Origin of the sequence: Campylobacter avium LMG 24591 (assembly GCF_002238335.1) — a bacterium.
Taxonomy (GTDB): Bacteria; Campylobacterota; Campylobacteria; order Campylobacterales; family Campylobacteraceae; genus Campylobacter_D; species Campylobacter_D avium.
The window spans coordinates 793,176-809,691 of the sequence record NZ_CP022347.1 but is presented as its reverse complement, the minus strand read 5'-3'; the positions used below and the strand labels follow the sequence as shown (position 1 = coordinate 809,691).

At 34.3% G+C, this 16,516-nt stretch carries 15 protein-coding genes and 1 tRNA gene; 3 read left to right on the top strand and 13 right to left on the bottom strand.

The features are described 5' to 3' along the window. Position 1: 1 nt before the first annotated feature. From CAV_RS04120 to rpsL, 8 genes are all read right to left on the bottom strand, one after another. On the bottom strand, positions 2-496 hold the full coding sequence (locus CAV_RS04120) for an Hcp family type VI secretion system effector (protein ID WP_094325240.1): 495 nt from the start codon (positions 494-496) through the stop codon (positions 2-4). Between the two features lie 20 nt (positions 497-516). Further along, the gene (gene tssC, locus CAV_RS04115; protein WP_094325543.1) at positions 517-2,001 is read right to left on the bottom strand and encodes a type VI secretion system contractile sheath large subunit; all 1,485 of its coding nucleotides are present in this window, start codon (positions 1,999-2,001) and stop codon (positions 517-519) included. Positions 2,002-2,013: 12 nt separating this feature from the next. Then, entirely contained in the window at positions 2,014-2,514 is a 501-nt protein-coding gene (gene tssB / locus CAV_RS04110) for a type VI secretion system contractile sheath small subunit (RefSeq protein ID WP_094325239.1), read from the bottom strand. A gap of 14 nt (positions 2,515-2,528) precedes the next feature. Next, on the bottom strand, positions 2,529-3,560 hold the full coding sequence (tssA, locus tag CAV_RS04105; RefSeq protein WP_094325238.1) for a type VI secretion system protein TssA: 1,032 nt from the start codon (positions 3,558-3,560) through the stop codon (positions 2,529-2,531). Positions 3,561-3,650: 90 nt separating this feature from the next. Beyond that, positions 3,651-3,727, bottom strand: a tRNA-Arg gene (locus tag CAV_RS04100). A gap of 31 nt (positions 3,728-3,758) precedes the next feature. Further along, a complete protein-coding gene (fusA, locus tag CAV_RS04095) occupies positions 3,759-5,834 on the bottom strand; it encodes an elongation factor G (RefSeq protein ID WP_094325237.1) in 2,076 nt (691 codons plus the stop codon). A 12-nt stretch (positions 5,835-5,846) separates the two neighbouring features. Further along, complete coding sequence (rpsG, locus tag CAV_RS04090; protein ID WP_094325236.1) at positions 5,847-6,317, bottom strand: 30S ribosomal protein S7; 471 nt, start codon at positions 6,315-6,317, stop codon at positions 5,847-5,849. A 68-nt stretch (positions 6,318-6,385) separates the two neighbouring features. Continuing rightward, complete coding sequence (rpsL, locus tag CAV_RS04085; RefSeq protein ID WP_094325235.1) at positions 6,386-6,772, bottom strand: 30S ribosomal protein S12; 387 nt, start codon at positions 6,770-6,772, stop codon at positions 6,386-6,388. Positions 6,773-6,894: 122 nt separating this feature from the next. On the opposite strand from rpsL, the gene CAV_RS04080 reads away from it, so the two are divergent. Together CAV_RS04080 and CAV_RS04075 are read left to right on the top strand one after the other, a co-directional pair. Further along, positions 6,895-8,064: a DUF2157 domain-containing protein gene (locus CAV_RS04080; RefSeq protein ID WP_157676317.1), complete on the top strand. Its 1,170-nt coding sequence runs from the start codon at positions 6,895-6,897 to the stop codon at positions 8,062-8,064. Next, a complete protein-coding gene (locus CAV_RS04075) occupies positions 8,054-8,551 on the top strand; it encodes a GDYXXLXY domain-containing protein (RefSeq protein ID WP_094325233.1) in 498 nt (165 codons plus the stop codon). Before CAV_RS04080 ends, CAV_RS04075 begins: the two co-directional genes overlap by 11 nt. Positions 8,552-8,599: 48 nt before the next feature. Here CAV_RS04075 and hypF read toward each other — a convergent pair whose 3' ends face one another. Genes hypF through CAV_RS04055 form a run of 4 tightly spaced genes read right to left on the bottom strand, consistent with a single transcriptional unit; the run spans position 8,600 to position 14,323 of the window. Continuing rightward, positions 8,600-10,798, bottom strand: a complete 2,199-nt coding sequence (hypF, locus tag CAV_RS04070; protein ID WP_094325232.1) for a carbamoyltransferase HypF — start codon at positions 10,796-10,798, stop codon at positions 8,600-8,602. Further along, positions 10,779-12,305, bottom strand: a complete 1,527-nt coding sequence (locus tag CAV_RS04065; RefSeq protein ID WP_094325231.1) for a carbamoyltransferase HypF — start codon at positions 12,303-12,305, stop codon at positions 10,779-10,781. Before CAV_RS04065 ends, hypF begins: the two co-directional genes overlap by 20 nt. Before the next feature lie 40 nt (positions 12,306-12,345). Next, positions 12,346-13,140, bottom strand: coding sequence for a HemK/PrmC family methyltransferase (locus CAV_RS04060; protein ID WP_094325230.1), 795 nt, complete (start codon positions 13,138-13,140; stop codon positions 12,346-12,348). Beyond that, on the bottom strand, positions 13,130-14,323 hold the full coding sequence (locus CAV_RS04055; RefSeq protein WP_094325229.1) for a M48 family metallopeptidase: 1,194 nt from the start codon (positions 14,321-14,323) through the stop codon (positions 13,130-13,132). Before CAV_RS04055 ends, CAV_RS04060 begins: the two co-directional genes overlap by 11 nt. Positions 14,324-14,417: 94 nt before the next feature. Here CAV_RS04055 and CAV_RS04050 point away from each other — a divergent pair, with 94 nt between their 5' ends. Continuing rightward, positions 14,418-14,609, top strand: coding sequence for a molybdenum cofactor biosynthesis protein (locus CAV_RS04050; RefSeq protein WP_094325228.1), 192 nt, complete (start codon positions 14,418-14,420; stop codon positions 14,607-14,609). Here the strand turns inward: CAV_RS04050 and abc-f are convergent. Continuing rightward, a complete protein-coding gene (gene abc-f, locus CAV_RS04045) occupies positions 14,606-16,516 on the bottom strand; it encodes a ribosomal protection-like ABC-F family protein (RefSeq protein ID WP_094325227.1) in 1,911 nt (636 codons plus the stop codon). The two genes, CAV_RS04050 and abc-f, sit on opposite strands and share 4 nt — an antisense overlap.

Below are 16,516 nucleotides of genomic sequence, written 5' to 3'. Positions count from 1 at the left end.
ACTATCCGTTTATGGTTTGATCAAATGAAGCTTCCACAACACCATCTTTGGTATTATCAGGTTTTATAGGTGTAACCTTCCAAGTGATTTTTCCAGCTATCAATTCCACTTTTTCTATGGCTTGATAAGCAGTGTCTGCTTCTACTTTACGAGCTACAGTTGATATTTCAGCCTTTGAAATTTTTACACTTTCCATGGTTAATTCATAGGTTGGAATTTGATTATTACCTATAGAACGACAAACTTGAAATTCTATCTTATTTATCTTTTGTCCTGTCATACAATAATGCTGTAATTTAGGAGTAGCCTTATCTACAACATGAGTAAAAGAAAAAGGTATAAGATGTCCGCGTCCTGAAACCTCGTGCGATTTCCCAATAGCTACATTTTGCATAGCACCGTGAGAAAAGTCAATAACCTCTATCCATTTTTGGTGATTTTGTTCATTTGACTCACCGTCAATACCCTCAATTTTTATAAAAAAATCAGTAACCATATTTTCTCCTTAAAATAAAATTATTTTTGCCCACTAGGCAGTTTCGAAACAAGTCTTAGCGAGGTAGTTAAGCCCTCTAGTTGATAATGCGGTCTCATATAAAACTTAGCACTATAATAACCCGGTTGTCCCTCTATAGAATCAACCTCTACCTTAGCCTCAGCTAAAGGATACTTAGCCTTAACTTCCTCAGGTGCGTTAGGATCGCTTGTTACATAATTAGCAATCCAATTACTAAGCCAATTTTGCATATCAGCTTTTTCTTTAAAAGATCCTATCTTATCTCTAACTATACACTTAAGATAGTGTGCAAAACGACTAACCGCAAATATATAAGGTAATCTTGCTGATAAATTTGCATTGGCAGTGGCTTCTTTATTATCATACTCTTTTGGCTTATTTACAGTTTGTCCTCCTAAAAATACAGCATAATCAGTATTTTTCCAGTAACAAAGCGGCAAGAAACCATTACTAGAAAGCTCGGCCTCTCTTCTATCTGTTATAGCTATTTCTGTAGGACATTTCATAGCTACAGAGCCATCATCTGAAGGAAAGGTATGAGTAGGTAAAGACTCAACTATACCACCACTTTCAACACCTCTAATCCTAGCACACCAACCATACTCTGCAAAAGAACGGTTTATATTTACACCCATTCCATAAGCAGCATTCATCCAAGCATACTTAGAGCTATCTCCACTACCTGTATCTTCTTCAAAGGCAAATTCTTCTACAGGATTAGAATTGGCTCCATAAGGAGCTCTGCTTAAAACCCTAGGAAGTGTTAAAGCTACATATCTACTATCATCTGAATCCCTAAAGGATCTCCAAGAGGCATATTCAGGTGTACTAAAAATTTTGTTTATATCCCTAGGGTTTGCTAAATCCTGCCAAGAATTTAAATTCATCATAGAAGGATCAACTGATGATATAAAAGGCGCATGAGACGCAGCAGCTATTTGTGCTATACCCTTTAAAAGCTCTATATCAGGTGCACTTTGATTAAAATAATAATCACCCACCAAACAACCAAAAGGCTCTCCACCGGCTGTTCCATATTCTTCTTCGTATATCTTTTTAAATAAAGGGCTTTGATCCCAAGCTGTGCCTTTGTATTTCTTTAAGGTTTTTAACAATTCGCTTTTACTGATATTAAAGACCTTTATTTTTAAATTCTCACTTGTAGCGGTATTGCTAACTAAATAGTCAAGACCACGCCAAGCACTTTCCATAGTCTTAAATTCCTCGTGATGTATAATTTCGTTTAATTGCTCACTTAGGTTTTTATCAAGCTCTGCTATTATGCTTTCTATAGTGCTTAACACATCACTTTTGATTAAATTTGCATTAGACACAGCCTGAGCTATTAAGGTTTTAACAGCACTATGCACAGCCTCATTTGCTTCATCTGACTTTGGTTGAAATTCCTCATTTAGCAACTTTTCAAAGTCGCTAAACTCCATATTTTGATTTAAAACTTCATTTTCTTTTAAATTTTCGCTCATTTTCTTATCCATTTATTCTTTTGTTTCTGTTTCTTTTGCTTTTGCTGATAAAGCTTTTAACAAGGCATCATCGTTTAGTATCTTGTTGAGCAATTCTTCAGCTCCTGCCTTTCCGTCCATATAGCTTAAAAGATTTGCAAGCTGTTCTCTAGCCTCTAAAATTTGCTTTAAGCCATCTACTTTTTTGGCTATCTTAGCAGGAGAGAAATCATCCATATTTTCAAAGCTTATATCAACAGCTATTTGAGTGCTTTCATCAAGCTTATTTGGAACCATAAAGGCAACTCTTGGTTTAATCTTTTTCATAACATCGTTAAAATTTGAGCTATCAATATCTATGAAATTCTTATCATCAACCTTAGTTTTAATCTCTGACTTACCAGATAAATCAGATAAAACGCCCATAACGAACGGTAGATTTACCTTCTTTTCGGCACCATAAAGCTCAACATCATACTCAACTTGAACTCTTGGAGCCCTATTTTTACCTACAAATTTTTGACTATTCGCCATTAAATCTCCTTAAATTAGTTTTTAGGTATGCCAAGCACATCTTTAATCCTATCAACATAACCTGGTTCTATATCCTTTAATAAATCAACAAAATTCATATCAGCCATTCTCAAAGCCCTTTGCAATAAAAATGGAATTGGATTGCTAGGCTCGTGTTTGCTGAAATAATCAGCACTTTTTTGCAAAAGAAGCAAGGCTTCTTGTCTATTTTTAGGGTTATATGAGCTTAAATCACTTATATTCATAGTATTAACAAGCTCCTTTGTTTCCTTTAAATTTGTATCATTATTTAAATCTATATCATTATTCGTGTTTTCATCAGGCTTTAAAGAGGAATAAAATTTTAATAAAAAATTTAAATCATCCTTTAATAAAGTAAAATAAAAAGCTTGCTGTGTTTTTTCATAAAGTTCTTTTTCTATTGAATCTAAGACAGTTAAAATATCATTTACTAAGGCTATTTTTTGAGCTAACTCATCCTGTGAAACGTTCTTACATTCAGCTTCAAACAAGGATAAATTTAAATCACTCTCGCTATTTTCAAGTTCTCCCTTAGCAAACAAAAGGTCTTTATAAGAATAAGTTAAAGAGGAGAATAATTTTATATCTCTAAATTTAATTAAAAATAAGCAAATGCCTCCACCCGTATCACTAGGAGAGAGAATTTGAAGTATGTTAAATCTTTCTGTAGGATCCATTTCATCATCAGGATCTAATAGTGGGTACATATCATCCCACAAATTTTTTACTAAAAAATCTATAAGTCTTAAACCATCATAAAGTCCATTCAAGCCGTAAAGCTGGGTATTTGCAAAGGTAAGATATGTAGCTACTCTTAAATCTCTTGTGCTTTTCCAAAGCTCTATACAAACATCACTTAATTTTTTATAATCAGGCTCCTTAGCACTAATGACAGAATCGCCCATAACGCTTTCTTCTTCACCCTCTGCTAAGCCTTGCATACTTAGATAAAGTTGGTTGTATTCTTCATTAGTCCCTGCTACATTATCCTCGCTAACAAAAGTAGATAAAGTTTCAAAATCCACTCATAAAACCCTTAAAAATCCATCTTAGTTATATAAGGAGGGAATTGTATTAAAAAAACGTAAAGATGTCAATAACCATCACAAAAAATCTGGTGTCCCCGGCAGGATTCGAACCTGCGGCCTCAAAATTAGGAATTTTGCGCTCTATCCTGCTGAGCTACGAGGACAAGATAGCAGGGTAAAAAAACCCTGCTTTACTTAGCCGTTTCTTTTCTTAATGATTTCCTCAGAAACATTTTTTGGAACCTCATCATAGTGATCAAATTCCATAGTATAAGTAGCACGGCCTTGGGTTTGAGATCTAAGATCAGTTGAGTATCCAAACATCTCAGCCAAAGGACAAAAAGCGGTGATAACCTTGTTTCCGCCTCTTTCGTCCATAGAATTTACCTGCCCTCTTCTTTTGTTTAGATCTCCTATAACATCACCCATATATTCCTCAGGAGTTTCAACCTCAACCTTCATCATAGGTTCAAGTATAACAGCACCAGCCTTTCTAGCACCTTCCTTAAAGCCCATAGAGGCGGCTAGTTTAAAGGCCATTTCAGATGAATCCACCTCGTGATAAGAACCATCATAAACAGTAACCTTAACATCCTCCATAGGATAACCAGCCAAAACGCCATTTTGCAAGGCTTCTTGCACACCCTTATCCACAGCTGGAATATATTCTTTAGGTATCACACCACCCTTTATATCATTTACAAATTCATAGCCGCTTCCAGCTTCCATAGGCTCGATACGCAAGAAAACATGTCCGTATTGACCGCGTCCACCTGATTGCTTAGCGTATTTATACTCTTGCTCAACCATTTTTCTTATAGTTTCTCTGTAAGCAACCTGAGGCTGTCCAACCTCAGCCTCTACTTTAAATTCTCTAAGCATTCTATCTACTATTATCTCAAGGTGAAGCTCTCCCATACCTGAAATTATAGTTTGTCCGCTTTCTTCATCGGTATTTACCCTAAAGCTTGGATCTTCTTGGGCTAATTTATTAAGAGCTATAGACATTTTTTCTTGATCAGCCTTAGTCTTAGGCTCAACAGCCACAGAGATAACAGGATCTGGAAAGTCCATTCTCTCAAGTATAACCTTGTCTTTTTCACTTGCTAAGGTATCGCCTGTTAAGGTATCTTTAAGTCCTACCACAGCTCCTATTTCTCCTGCGTAAAGGACCTTGATTTCTTCTCTTTTATTAGAGTGCATTTTTAAAAGACGCCCTATTCTTTCTTTTTTATCCTTAGTGGAGTTATAAGCATAAGAGCCACTTTCAAGGCTACCTCTATAAACTCTTATAAAGGTAAGCTGTCCAACAAAAGGATCCGTCATTATCTTAAAGGCAAGAGCTGCAAATTCGCCATCATCAGTTGATTTTACAGAGGTTTCACTTCCATCCTCATACTCGCCTCTTATATTTGCAACCTCATCAGGAGCTGGTAAATAAGCAATAACCGCATCAAGCAGTGGCTGAACGCCTTTGTTTTTAAAAGCAGTACCGCAAAGCATAGGCACTATGCTAAGACTTAAACAACCCGCCTTAAGACCTGCTCTTATCTCATCTATACTTAAATCCTCTCCACCCAAATACTTTTCCATAAGCTCATCAGAGGTTTCAGATACAGCTTCTATCATCTTTGTGCGGTATTCCTCAGCCTTTTCTTTAAGCTCGGCTGGAATTTCTTTTTCAACATAATCAGTAGGCTTAGTATCATCTTCCCAAACCAAGGCTTTCATAGTAACTAAGTCTATAACGCCCTTAAAATCATCCTCTGCACCGATTGGAATTTGTATAGGAACTGGATTTGCCTTAAGCCTTGTCTTAATTTGCTCTTCTACATTGTAAAAATTTGCACCAATTCTATCCATCTTATTTACAAAGACTATTCTTGGAACGCCGTATTTATTCGCCTGTCTCCAAACAGTTTCACTTTGAGGCTGCACACCGCCCACAGAACAAAACACAGCCACAGCACCGTCTAAAACACGCATAGATCTTTCAACCTCTATGGTAAAATCAACGTGGCCCGGAGTATCTATAAGATTTATTTGAAAATCTTTCCAAAAACAAGTGGTAGCAGCGGAGGTTATGGTTATACCTCTTTCTTTTTCCTGCTCCATCCAGTCCATAGTAGCAGCACCGTCATGCACCTCGCCTATCTTATGACTCATACCAGTAAAAAATAAAATTCTCTCACTTGTAGTAGTCTTTCCAGCATCTATGTGAGCTGCTATACCTATATTTCTAACCCTTTTTAATGGAGTGCTTCTTGACATACAAATCCTTTCTTACCAGCGATAGTGAGCAAAGGCTTTGTTAGCTTCTGCCATTTTATAAGTATCTTCTTTCTTCTTAAATGAAGCACCTTTGCTATTTGCAGCGTCTAAAAGCTCAGCAGATAGCTTTTCTATCATAGTTCTTTCACTTCTTTTTCTAGCAAAAGAAATTATCCAGCGAATGGCTAAAGCTTGCTGTCTAGCAGGACGCACTTCGACCGGCACTTGATAAGTTGCCCCTCCAACACGGCGGGATTTTACCTCAAGTATAGGCTTTATATTTTCAATGGCCTCATTAAAAATTTCTATGCCTTTTTTCTCGCCACCTTTTTTGTCTATGTTTTCTAAGGCACCATAAAGTATAGAGGTAGCAACGCTTTTCTTGCCATCATACATAAGGGCATTTATAAATTTTGTGATTACTTTGCTTGCATAAATCGGATCGGGTAAAACTTCTCTAACGGGAGCTTTTCTTCTTCTCATTTTTTTCCTTCAAATTTAAAATTTTACTCAAACAAAATCAAATCTAACGGATTTGCCTGTCTTTATATTTATTTAGCCGCACCTGCTTTAGGTTTTTTGGCACCGTATTTAGAACGAGATACAGTTCTTTTTGCAACACCAGCAGTATCAAGCGCACCACGCACTATATGATACTTCACACCCGGTAAGTCCTTTACCCTACCCCCACGCACTAAAACTATGCTGTGTTCTTGTAGGTTATGACCCTCACCGCCTATGTAGCTGATAACTTCAAAGCCAGAAGTTAATCTTACTTTGGCAACTTTTCTAAGAGCTGAGTTTGGTTTTTTAGGTGTTGTTGTATAAACCCTAGTGCAAACTCCTCTCCTTTGTGGACAATTCTTAAGCGCTGGAGACTTAGACTTTACTAAGACTTTTTTACGCTCTTTTCTAACCAATTGATTTATGGTTGGCACAAGTAATCCTTTCTTAAACAAAATTAAAGACTAGATACTAGCTAAATTTTGCTTAATTTTACTTAAATATTTACGAACATTTGGATATAATGAGATTTTTATAACATAAAAAAGGCTTCATTGTGTTTAATTTAAAAAAAGCTATTATAAAAAAAGAGCTTGAGTTTTTATACTCAAAAGAGCTTATAAACAAAGAAGATTTTGAAAAGATAAAAAAGCATTATGAATTTAAAAGTGATAATGCCTCATATCTTGCCATCTTGCTTGGCTTTTTATTTTTAGGACTTTCTTTGCTTTGTTTAGTAGCTTATAATTGGCAAGATTTATCAAGAGCCTTGCAAACTATCTTTTTGCTAGCACTCTTACTGCTAACACAAGTTTTAAGTTTGGTTTTAAAAAATGAAAATTTAAAAATTGCCTTTGCCTTTTTTAGCATCTTTGCACTACTAGCAAATATGGCTCTTTTATCCCAGCTTTATCATCTAGGGGATAATACTTCTTTTGCCCTGCTATTAGCAGCCCTTTGTGCCCTGGTTTTAGCCTCTCATTTTAACTCTTTTTGGCTCTTTATGCAAAGCTATATACTTGCTTATATTGCCTTTGCTTTGGGCATTGAAAGTTTTGATGGCCTTGTGGCTCATTTTTTTGTGATATTTTTAATTTTAGGCTTTTTGATACAGTTTTTAACAGCTTCTAAAATACTAGCCTTTTTAAATTTCATCTTTTTATACTCTTATGTGAATTTTTTAAGCCTTGGATTTAAGTTTTATAATTATGACTTTTTACTAGGCTTTCTTACTTGGTATGTGCCTATATGTTTCATAGCTATAAGGGCTAGGAATTACTACAATCTATCATATTTTACCCTTATATGCCTCTTTTTATTCTATAGTTTTAATATAAATGAAATGTTTTTTTTACAATATAGCTTTTTCTTTAATATATATAGTGCGGTATTAATCTTGCTTCTTATCTTAAACTTATATCTTAAAAGATTTTTCATAGCCTTTTTAATCTGTGCTATATATTTTGCAGACCTTATAACATCCTTTGCTTATGCAAAATATGAATTTGACATAGTTAGCTTTTATTTTTCTATGCTAAGCCTAGCCCTTGGGCTTTATTTGCTTAAAAGCTCTAAAATTTATCTAGGACTTTTCGCTGTTTTTGCGGTGGCTTTTATAAATTTTGTAGATGTGGATAATTTGCTAAAAAGCTCTATATACTTTACTATCTTTGCTATTTTTATACTTTTAATAGGATTTTTTATAAGGAACAAAAATGAAAAATAAAAACCTTGCCTTTATCTTTGCCGCACAATTTATCATAATAGCCTTGATGTTTGTCTCGGCTTTTTTACCTGTATTTTTAGGAAAGGAAGTGAGGCTTTTAGCAAGTGGCTTTGATCCTAGGGATTTGCTTGCAGGACATTATGTAAGGCTTAATTATGATATAAATTTAAAGACTAAAGACTATGGAAGCTCTTTTTCTAAATTTTCTAATGAAAAAGAAAGCTTTTACATAAGCTTGAAAGAAGAGCAAAACGGGCTTTACAGCTTTGATAAGCTTTATGAAAACGAAAAACCAAAAGAAGGACTTTTCATAGAAGCAAAAAGGACTTATGGCTTAAATTTAGAATTAAAATACATAGATAAATACTTTGCCACAAAAGAAAGGGCCTTAGAGCTTGAAAAAAGACTTTTAAGTGAAAAAATCATAGTAGTAGCAAAAATTTTAAACGGCAAGGCAAGGATAGTTGGGCTAGAAGCTGTGAAATAAATTTGCTTCTTATAAGCTTAAATGATGAAAAAGTATGGTGCCAAAAGCCTATGTATCATTTAGCTTGTATAAAAAGTGTGCCATTTGACCAAGGGCTATCGAGCTATCATTTACCGGAAATTCAAAGCCTGTTTTGAAGCTAAAATTCTTACTTTTTAATATATTAAGCAAGGTTTTGTTTTGAAAAACGCCGCCGCATAGGACTATGTCTTTGTTTTGCGTGTGTTTGTGCTGTGCTGAGTAAGTGATTATCAAATTTGCTATGGCGTTTAAAAGCCCGGTGCTAACATGCCTTTTATCATCTTTTAAGGCCGCTTTAAAGGCGTTTTTAAAGCAAATTTCACCACTTTTTATCTCAAATTCATAGCTATAATTTAGATTAATATCATAGTAATTTTCCATCAAAAGACCAATCTGTGCTTCAAAATCAAGCACATCTATATCAAAGGCTATACTACCAAAAGCATCAATAATTCGGCCTAAAGATGTGGTATAAAGGCTAGAAAGCTTGTAAATTTTTTCTAAATTTCTAAGTTTTTTCGCCTCTATTTTTTGCAAAAAATAAGCAGCCTCATCTTGCAAATTCCACTTAAATATAAGGGCTAGAGCCAAATTTTGTATATTTTTAATATCAGCATTTATAAGCTTAAATTCTGTAAAATGCCCTACTCTTTCATACTCTTTCAAAGACGCCTTTAAAATTTCGCCACCCCAAATTTTTTTATCATCTCCATAGCCGGTGCCATCAAAGCAAAAGGCTACAACAGCATCATAAATTTTATGCTCAAAAAGCACGGCGCAAAGATGTGCGTAGTGGTGCTGTATAAATAAATTTGGCTTGAAATTCTTAGCATATGCAAAATGTGGATGTTTATCAGCTAAGATAAAATCAAAGCTAAGATCGTAAGTTTTTTTAAAAAAATCAAGCAAAATTTTCATTCTCTCTTGCACAGCCAAGCTTTTCATATCCCCCAAATAAGGAGAGAGCAAAAGCTTATCATCATAGGCTATAACAAATTCATTTTTAAGCTCTGAGCCTAAAGCTAGGGCATTTGCCGTTTTAAATTCCTTATCTAGCTTTATGTACTGCGGCCTTTTGCCCCTTGAGGTGCGTAAATACATAGGCTTTTTATCAAAAATTTGAGCTATACTATCATCGCTTGGGTTTATTATCTCTCTATCATAGTCTAAATATAAATCAAAAACATCGCCAAGCTTAGAAAGCAAATCATCCTCTTTATACAAAATGCTTTCTGTGCTTATGTTAGCACTTGTGGCTACTATTGGGTTTTGAAAATACTCAAATAAAAGCAAATGAAGCGGGCTGTAAGCTAGCATAATGCCTATTTTATCACTCTCAAAAGCTATTTGCTCAAGGCATTGTTTAGCCTTTAAAAGGACTATAGGAGCTTCCTTTGAGCAAAGCAGCTTCGCCTCATCCTCATCTATAAAGGCTAGCTTTAAGGCCTCATCCAAATTTTTACACATTATGGCTAGAGGCTTTTTGGCTCTTTTTTTTCTAAGTCTTAATTCCTTTATAGCTTCTTTGTTTAAGGCGTCGCAAACCAAATGAAAGCCGCCAATGCCTTTAATGGCTAAAATTTTGCCCTCCTTTAAAGCCTTGGCACAGCTTCTTATGGCCTGCTTATCTTCACAAAGCACTTGTTTAGCCTTATCTTTAAGGTAAATGCTTATCTTGCACTTAGGACAAGATAGAGGCTGTGCGTGAAAGCGGCGGTTTGATGGATTTTGGTATTCTTGTTTGCAAAACTCGCACATATTAAAAGCACTCATGCTTGTGTTCGCTCTATCGTAAGGAAGACTTTTGATTATAGAAAATCTTACCCCGCAGTGCGTGCAAGTTATGAAAGGATACTTAAAACGAGGATTTGTGCTGTCGTAAAATTCCTGCTTGCAGTCCTTACATAAAGCATAATCGCTTAAGATGGCCGAAGTTTTTAAATTTATCTTGGATGGTGTAATCTTAAAGTCTTTGTAGTCTAAATTTTCTAGCCTTGTAAATTCTAGCTTATCTATTCTTGCTAGCTTAGGCTTGTAATTTCTTAAATCTTTTATAAAAAGCTCAAGTTCCTTTTCCTCGCATGCAAGTATGATAACTACGCCTTTGCTGTCGTTATACACCTCGCCATTTAGCTTATGTTTTTTTGCTAAATTATAAACAAAGGGTCTAAAGCCAACCCCTTGAACTAGGCCGCAAAGCTCTATCTTAAACCCGCAAGGCAACATTGCTAAGTTTTATATCTCTTAAGTGTTTTATACAAAGCCTTGTTAAAGACCTGCTTTCAAACAAAGAACCGCTTATTATAGCTATCTTTACTTGTGCTTTTTGTCTTAATTCATCATAAGTATCTCTTAAAAAATAAGCCAAGCTTTCTATAAGCCCGTACGCTATGTCGTTTTTAGATACTCCTGCCAACATAAAACTCATCACAGAACGAACGGTTTTTATGTAATCAAAATCCTTAGAATTCTCTTTTAGCTTAAAATCTATCCTAACTCCGCGTTCCAATCTGCTAGTATCGCAAAGTTCTATAAGCTTTTTCGCAGCCTCATGCGTGTTAGTATCAAGCCCAAGCACCATACCAACTATGCCAAATAAAGAAAAAAAGTTGTTTTTAGCCTTGATATCTGCGTCTAAAACATCAAATTCTTTTTTAAAATTATTTAAAAGTCTTTTGCCTGTGTCATCTCTACACAGCTCTTGATAAAGCTCTTTAAAAGAACTTGGCAGGGAAAGATTTAGGATGTTTATCTCCTTATCTATCAGTAAAATGTCATCATGTTCCTTGCTAAGCTCTAGCACAAGAGCATCTTCTTTAAACGAGCTTAGTATGTATGAAAGCTTAGCCATGTTTTTATCATCTTTGCTAAGTATCAAATCTCTTGCTTTTGAGTTGATAAAGTCAAGGCCGCTTACAACAACAAGCCTTTTGCTCTCCTCAAAAACCTCAAAATCATCGGCAAAATGCTCAAGTTTTTGAAAGCTTAAAAATTTAATATCGTCTTTAAAAAGCTCAAGACCCAAGGCAAATAAAAATAAATTGTTAGCAAATTTAACAGGAAAAAAGGTACTTTTGGGTCCGTATTTTTGTCTAAAAGGTTGAGAAAATTTTAATCTTACAAGCGGTTTTTCAAGGCTTGCTAGGAGTTTTAAATTCTCATTAGAAGCCACAAAAGCTGTTTTTAAGGCCTTTACATCACTTGGCATTAAAAAATCATGTAAATTTTGATTATCAAAAATAGAAATTTTATAAAGTCCTAAATGATTTTTAATAAAAATACAAGCACCGCTTTTTAAGCTGCTTATGCTTTGCGTTAAAAGCTCTGTGAAATTTGATTTTTCTATCTTTTTATACTCTTTTTCATCAAAGGATAATAAATCATTTACAAAAACGCCCCATTCGTTGTCTAGCAAGTCTTGGTTTTGCCTGTAAGCCTCGCTATTTTTTTGCGTTAGAAAATCCATCTTAACAAAGTCTTTATCGCTTTCTTTGCTAGGCTCAAACTCGCCCTCAACAGCCTTAACATCAAAGCCTTGCAAAAATAAAGAATTTGCCATAAAATTAAAATTATCACAAAAGCTTGCTAACTCGGCCTCGCTAGCTCTTACCTTAAGCATTATATTATCAGCCTCTCTTTGCAAGCTGTATTCATAATCCTTAGCGTAGTATCTAAGCAAGTATTCAAAAAAATCATTATCACTCGTATAAGTAAAATCAAACTGTAAAAACAAAATCAACCCCTTAAAAATTTAGAATATAACAAAATTTAACTTAAGAAAAAGCAATAAAAGCCCTATCGTAACCTTGCAAATCTTTATAAAAAGTAGCTTTAAAACCATTTTGTTTTAAAATATCTTCTAAAATTTCTTTTTGATCATAGCCAAATTCACAGGCCAAACATTTAGCCTTTCTTTCTTTTGCAAAACTTATCAAATTGTGCAAGAACTCATAACCCTTATCGCCTCCTATTAAGGCTGAGCTTGGTTCATTTTTCACATAAGCATCAAGAGGATATGTACTTGCTATGTATGGCGGATTTGAAAAGATAAAATCATACTCACAGTTAAGCTTATCATAAGAGCTAAGCTTAAAATCAAGCAAATGCTCAACCTTATGAAGCTTGGCATTTTGCAAGGCCACATGTAAAGCCTTTTCATTTATGTCGCAAGCACTGATTTTTAAGGCAAGTTTTAAGGCTAGAACAATGCTTAAAACCCCGCTTCCAAAGCCAATTTCTAAGATATTTTTATAAGAATTTACGCAAAGTTCTTTAAGGCATAAATTTAACAAAATTTCGCTATCAAAGCGAGGTATTAACACACCTTCTTCTATCTTAAAATCAAGGCCATAAAATGAAACTTTATTAAAAATATACTCAAAGGCCAATTTATCCTTTAAAAATTTATCAAGACAAGTGCGATAAAAGCTTTCATCAAAGTCATAATCTAAATTTAAATACAACCAGGCCTTATCTTTGCTTAAGCATTCACAAAGTATAAAAACAAGCTCATTTTGCAAGCTTTTATCGTTTTTTTTAATCTCCTCTAAAGCGTCTTTAACTTTCATCTAAGGCTTTAATCCTATCGCTAATGCTTGGGTGGCTAAGATGAAAAAAGGTGTAAATTTTGCTATTTTTTACAAAGGCTTTATTTTCTTTTGCCAAGCAAATGAGTGCATTTTTCATATCATCCTTTGAGGTAAGTTTTGCTCCGTGCATATCAGCCTTAAATTCATTAAACCTGCTTAAGGCATTTAAAAAAGGAGACAAAATAAAGACTACAAGCTCTCCTAATATAAAAATAAGCGCAAAAACTCCAGCATTCACATCAAGCAAGGAACTTTGCTCGTAAAAAGCAAGCGGCAGGTGCGCAAAGATGAAAAAGATTGAAAAATAAATCAAGGCCGAAAGAGCTAGTAATTTCAGTATATCTTTATGCACGAAATGCCCAAGTTCGTGTCCTAAAACAGCCAATAATTCTTTAGTATTTAAGGCCTTTAATAAGGTATCAAAAAGCACAACCCTTTTGCTTTTAAACAAGCCTCCAAAATAAGCATTTAAACGCTTGTCCCTCTTGCTTGCGTCTATGCTGTAAATTCCATTTGAAGAAAATCCACATTTTTGCATAAGAGCTGAAATTTCAGCTAACAAACTCTCATCCTCTATCTTTTGCATTTTATTAAACATAGGAACTATGATGATAGGATAAATAACATTAGCAAGCAAGGCTACGAAAAAGGCTATCAAAAAGGCGTAAAACCACCAATATTCGCCCAAAAACTCATAACAATACAATAAAGCATAAAGCAGAGCAAAGCCTATGATAAGCAGCAAAACAAGTTGTTTTATAAAATCAAGCACAAAGGTTTTAACAGTGATATTTGAAAAGCCTTGTTTTTTATCCTTAAAAAAACTTGAGTATATACTTAAAGGCAAGGATAAAAAAGCACCTATCACAAAAAATGCTAGCAAAAATAAGGTATTTTCAAGTATGGAATTATCCTTTATAAAATACTGCTTTAAAAAGGCAAAACCAAAGCTAATCCAAGCTATGTTTATAAAAAAAGAATAAAGATTGGAAAAGATAGAAAATTTTTTATTCTCTATGGAAATTTCTATAGCTTCCTTGTAGTCTTTTTCGCTAAGTATAACAGCCTGTGTGTTTTTTTCTTTTTTTAAAAAAGATATTTCGCAAAAACTTATAAAAAGCAAAGCAAAGGTATAAAGTCCCAATATCACAATCAAACTCATAAAAGGTCCTTAAAATAAAATAAGCTAATTTTATAAAAAGAGCGTTAAAATTTAAGCAAGATTTGTATAAAATTTGAAAAATAAAGGAGAGGCTATGTTTAAGAAAAGCAATACAAAGCCAAGCATAAAAAGAGAAAAAATCGATATAAACGACTATATCTTAGATGACAGACTGTATGAATTTACCAAAAAAATCAAAGAAATAGCAAAGGATAAGGACAAAGCCTCTATCTTGGCTAAGCAATTTAGCGAACTAATAAAAGCTGATAAGAATTTCAAGTCCTAGTCTATCTTTTGCAAGACTTCAAAATACTCTTCCTCTAGCCTAGCCACTTCATCTTGTAGCTTTTGAAGCTCATTATAGCTTTCTTGCAAATTTACATTCTCATAATTTTGAGGATTATACAAAAGCTCGTTTAAGTCCTTTATCTTGCTTTCTAAGTCCTTAATTAGCTCTGGGTTTTGATTTAAAATCAAATTTTCTTTATAGCTTAATTTTACATTATTTTTTTGCTTGAAATTTTGCTCTGAGCTATCTTTTACATATTCCTTTAGCTCGGCAAAATCAAGCTCATTTTCTAGATACTGCGTGTAAGATGTGTGATAAATTTCTATACGCTCGTTTTCAAAGGCATAAAGCTTTGTAGCTATTTTATCTACAAAATACCTATCGTGAGACACAAGCAAGATAGCGCCTTCATAAGATATAAGATAATCTTCTAAAATATTTATAGTGGCTATATCTAAGTCATTTGTTGGTTCATCAAGCACCAAAATGTCATAAACTTGCGAAAAAAGCAAGGCTAGTGCTAGTCTGGTCTTTTCTCCGCCACTTAAAAATCCTATCTTTTGTTCTAAAAATTCCTTAGGAAATAAAAATTTTTTCAAATAACCATAAACATGCATGTTTTTTCCGTTGATATTAACAGTATCGCCGCCATTTGGACAAAAAAGCTCAAGTATGCTTAGTTTAGGGTCTAAATTTCTTTTGCTTTGCTCAAAATACGCTATCTTAAAATCGCCCCTCTTAAGCTCTCCTGTGTCTAAATTCAACTCGCCCATTAAAATTTTTAAAAAGCTTGACTTGCCGCAGCCGTTTTTACCAACTACTGCTATTCTTTCTCCTTGTAAAATTCTCGTGCTAAAGTCTTTAAAAAGCACTTTATTTGCTATGTTTTTGGAAGCGTTTTTAAGCTCGAAAAGCATTTTTTTGCGGTTTGTATCAGGCCTTTCTTTGTAACTGTTATTGGCTCTCATTAGCTCCACTTTTAGCTGAGATATTTTAGCCGGGTTAGTTTTTAGCTCTTGACGCATTTTTAATAACCGTTCTTTCCTGCCCTCATTCCTCTTTAATCTTGCTTTTACGCCTCTGCTTAGCCACTCTTCTTCCCTTTTTAAAAGCTTGAGCATATTTTCGTGAGCCTTATTTAAAGCGGCTAAAATTTGAAGCTTTTTCGAAAGATAAAGGCTGTAATTTCCATCAAAAAAGCTAAGTTTGCCCTGCTCTAACTCAAGGCAAGCAGAGGCGATTTTATCTATAAAATACCTATCGTGAGATATGAAAAGAATGCAAGATTTGCTTTTTTTAAGCATTTCTTCTAAAAAGGCACTCATATACACATCTAGGTGATTTGTCGGCTCATCAAGCAGCATAATATCTGGCTTTTTAAGCAAGATAGCACACAAAGCAAGTCTTCTTAGCTCGCCCCCGCTCAAAGAGCCTAAAGCGTCATTTGCCCGATCATAAAGCTTAAATTCTTGCAAAATTCTTTTTATCTTGTATTCTATATCCCAGGCTTCCTTGCTTTCTAAAAAGTCGCTTAATATTTGCAATTCTTTTAGCAAGCTTGTATCATTTTCTTTTTTTGAAAGCTCTAAATTTAGGCTTTTGTATTCTTTTAAGGCTTGAAAAATATCGTCTAAATAAAGCCTTAAAGCCTCCTGCACGCTTAAATTTAAATCAAAATTTATATCCTGAGTAAGCATGGCAATGCTGGCTGTGTTTTTTATATTGATAGAGCCAAAATCCAAGGCCAAGCTTCCATAAATAGCCTTTAAAAGCGTGGATTTTCCCTCGCCATTTTTGCCTATGATAGCTACCTTATCTCCTTCATTAAGGCTTAAACTCACATTATCTAAGACTGTTTTATTAGCAAATTTTTTGCTTGCATTTATAACTTGAACCAAGGACAT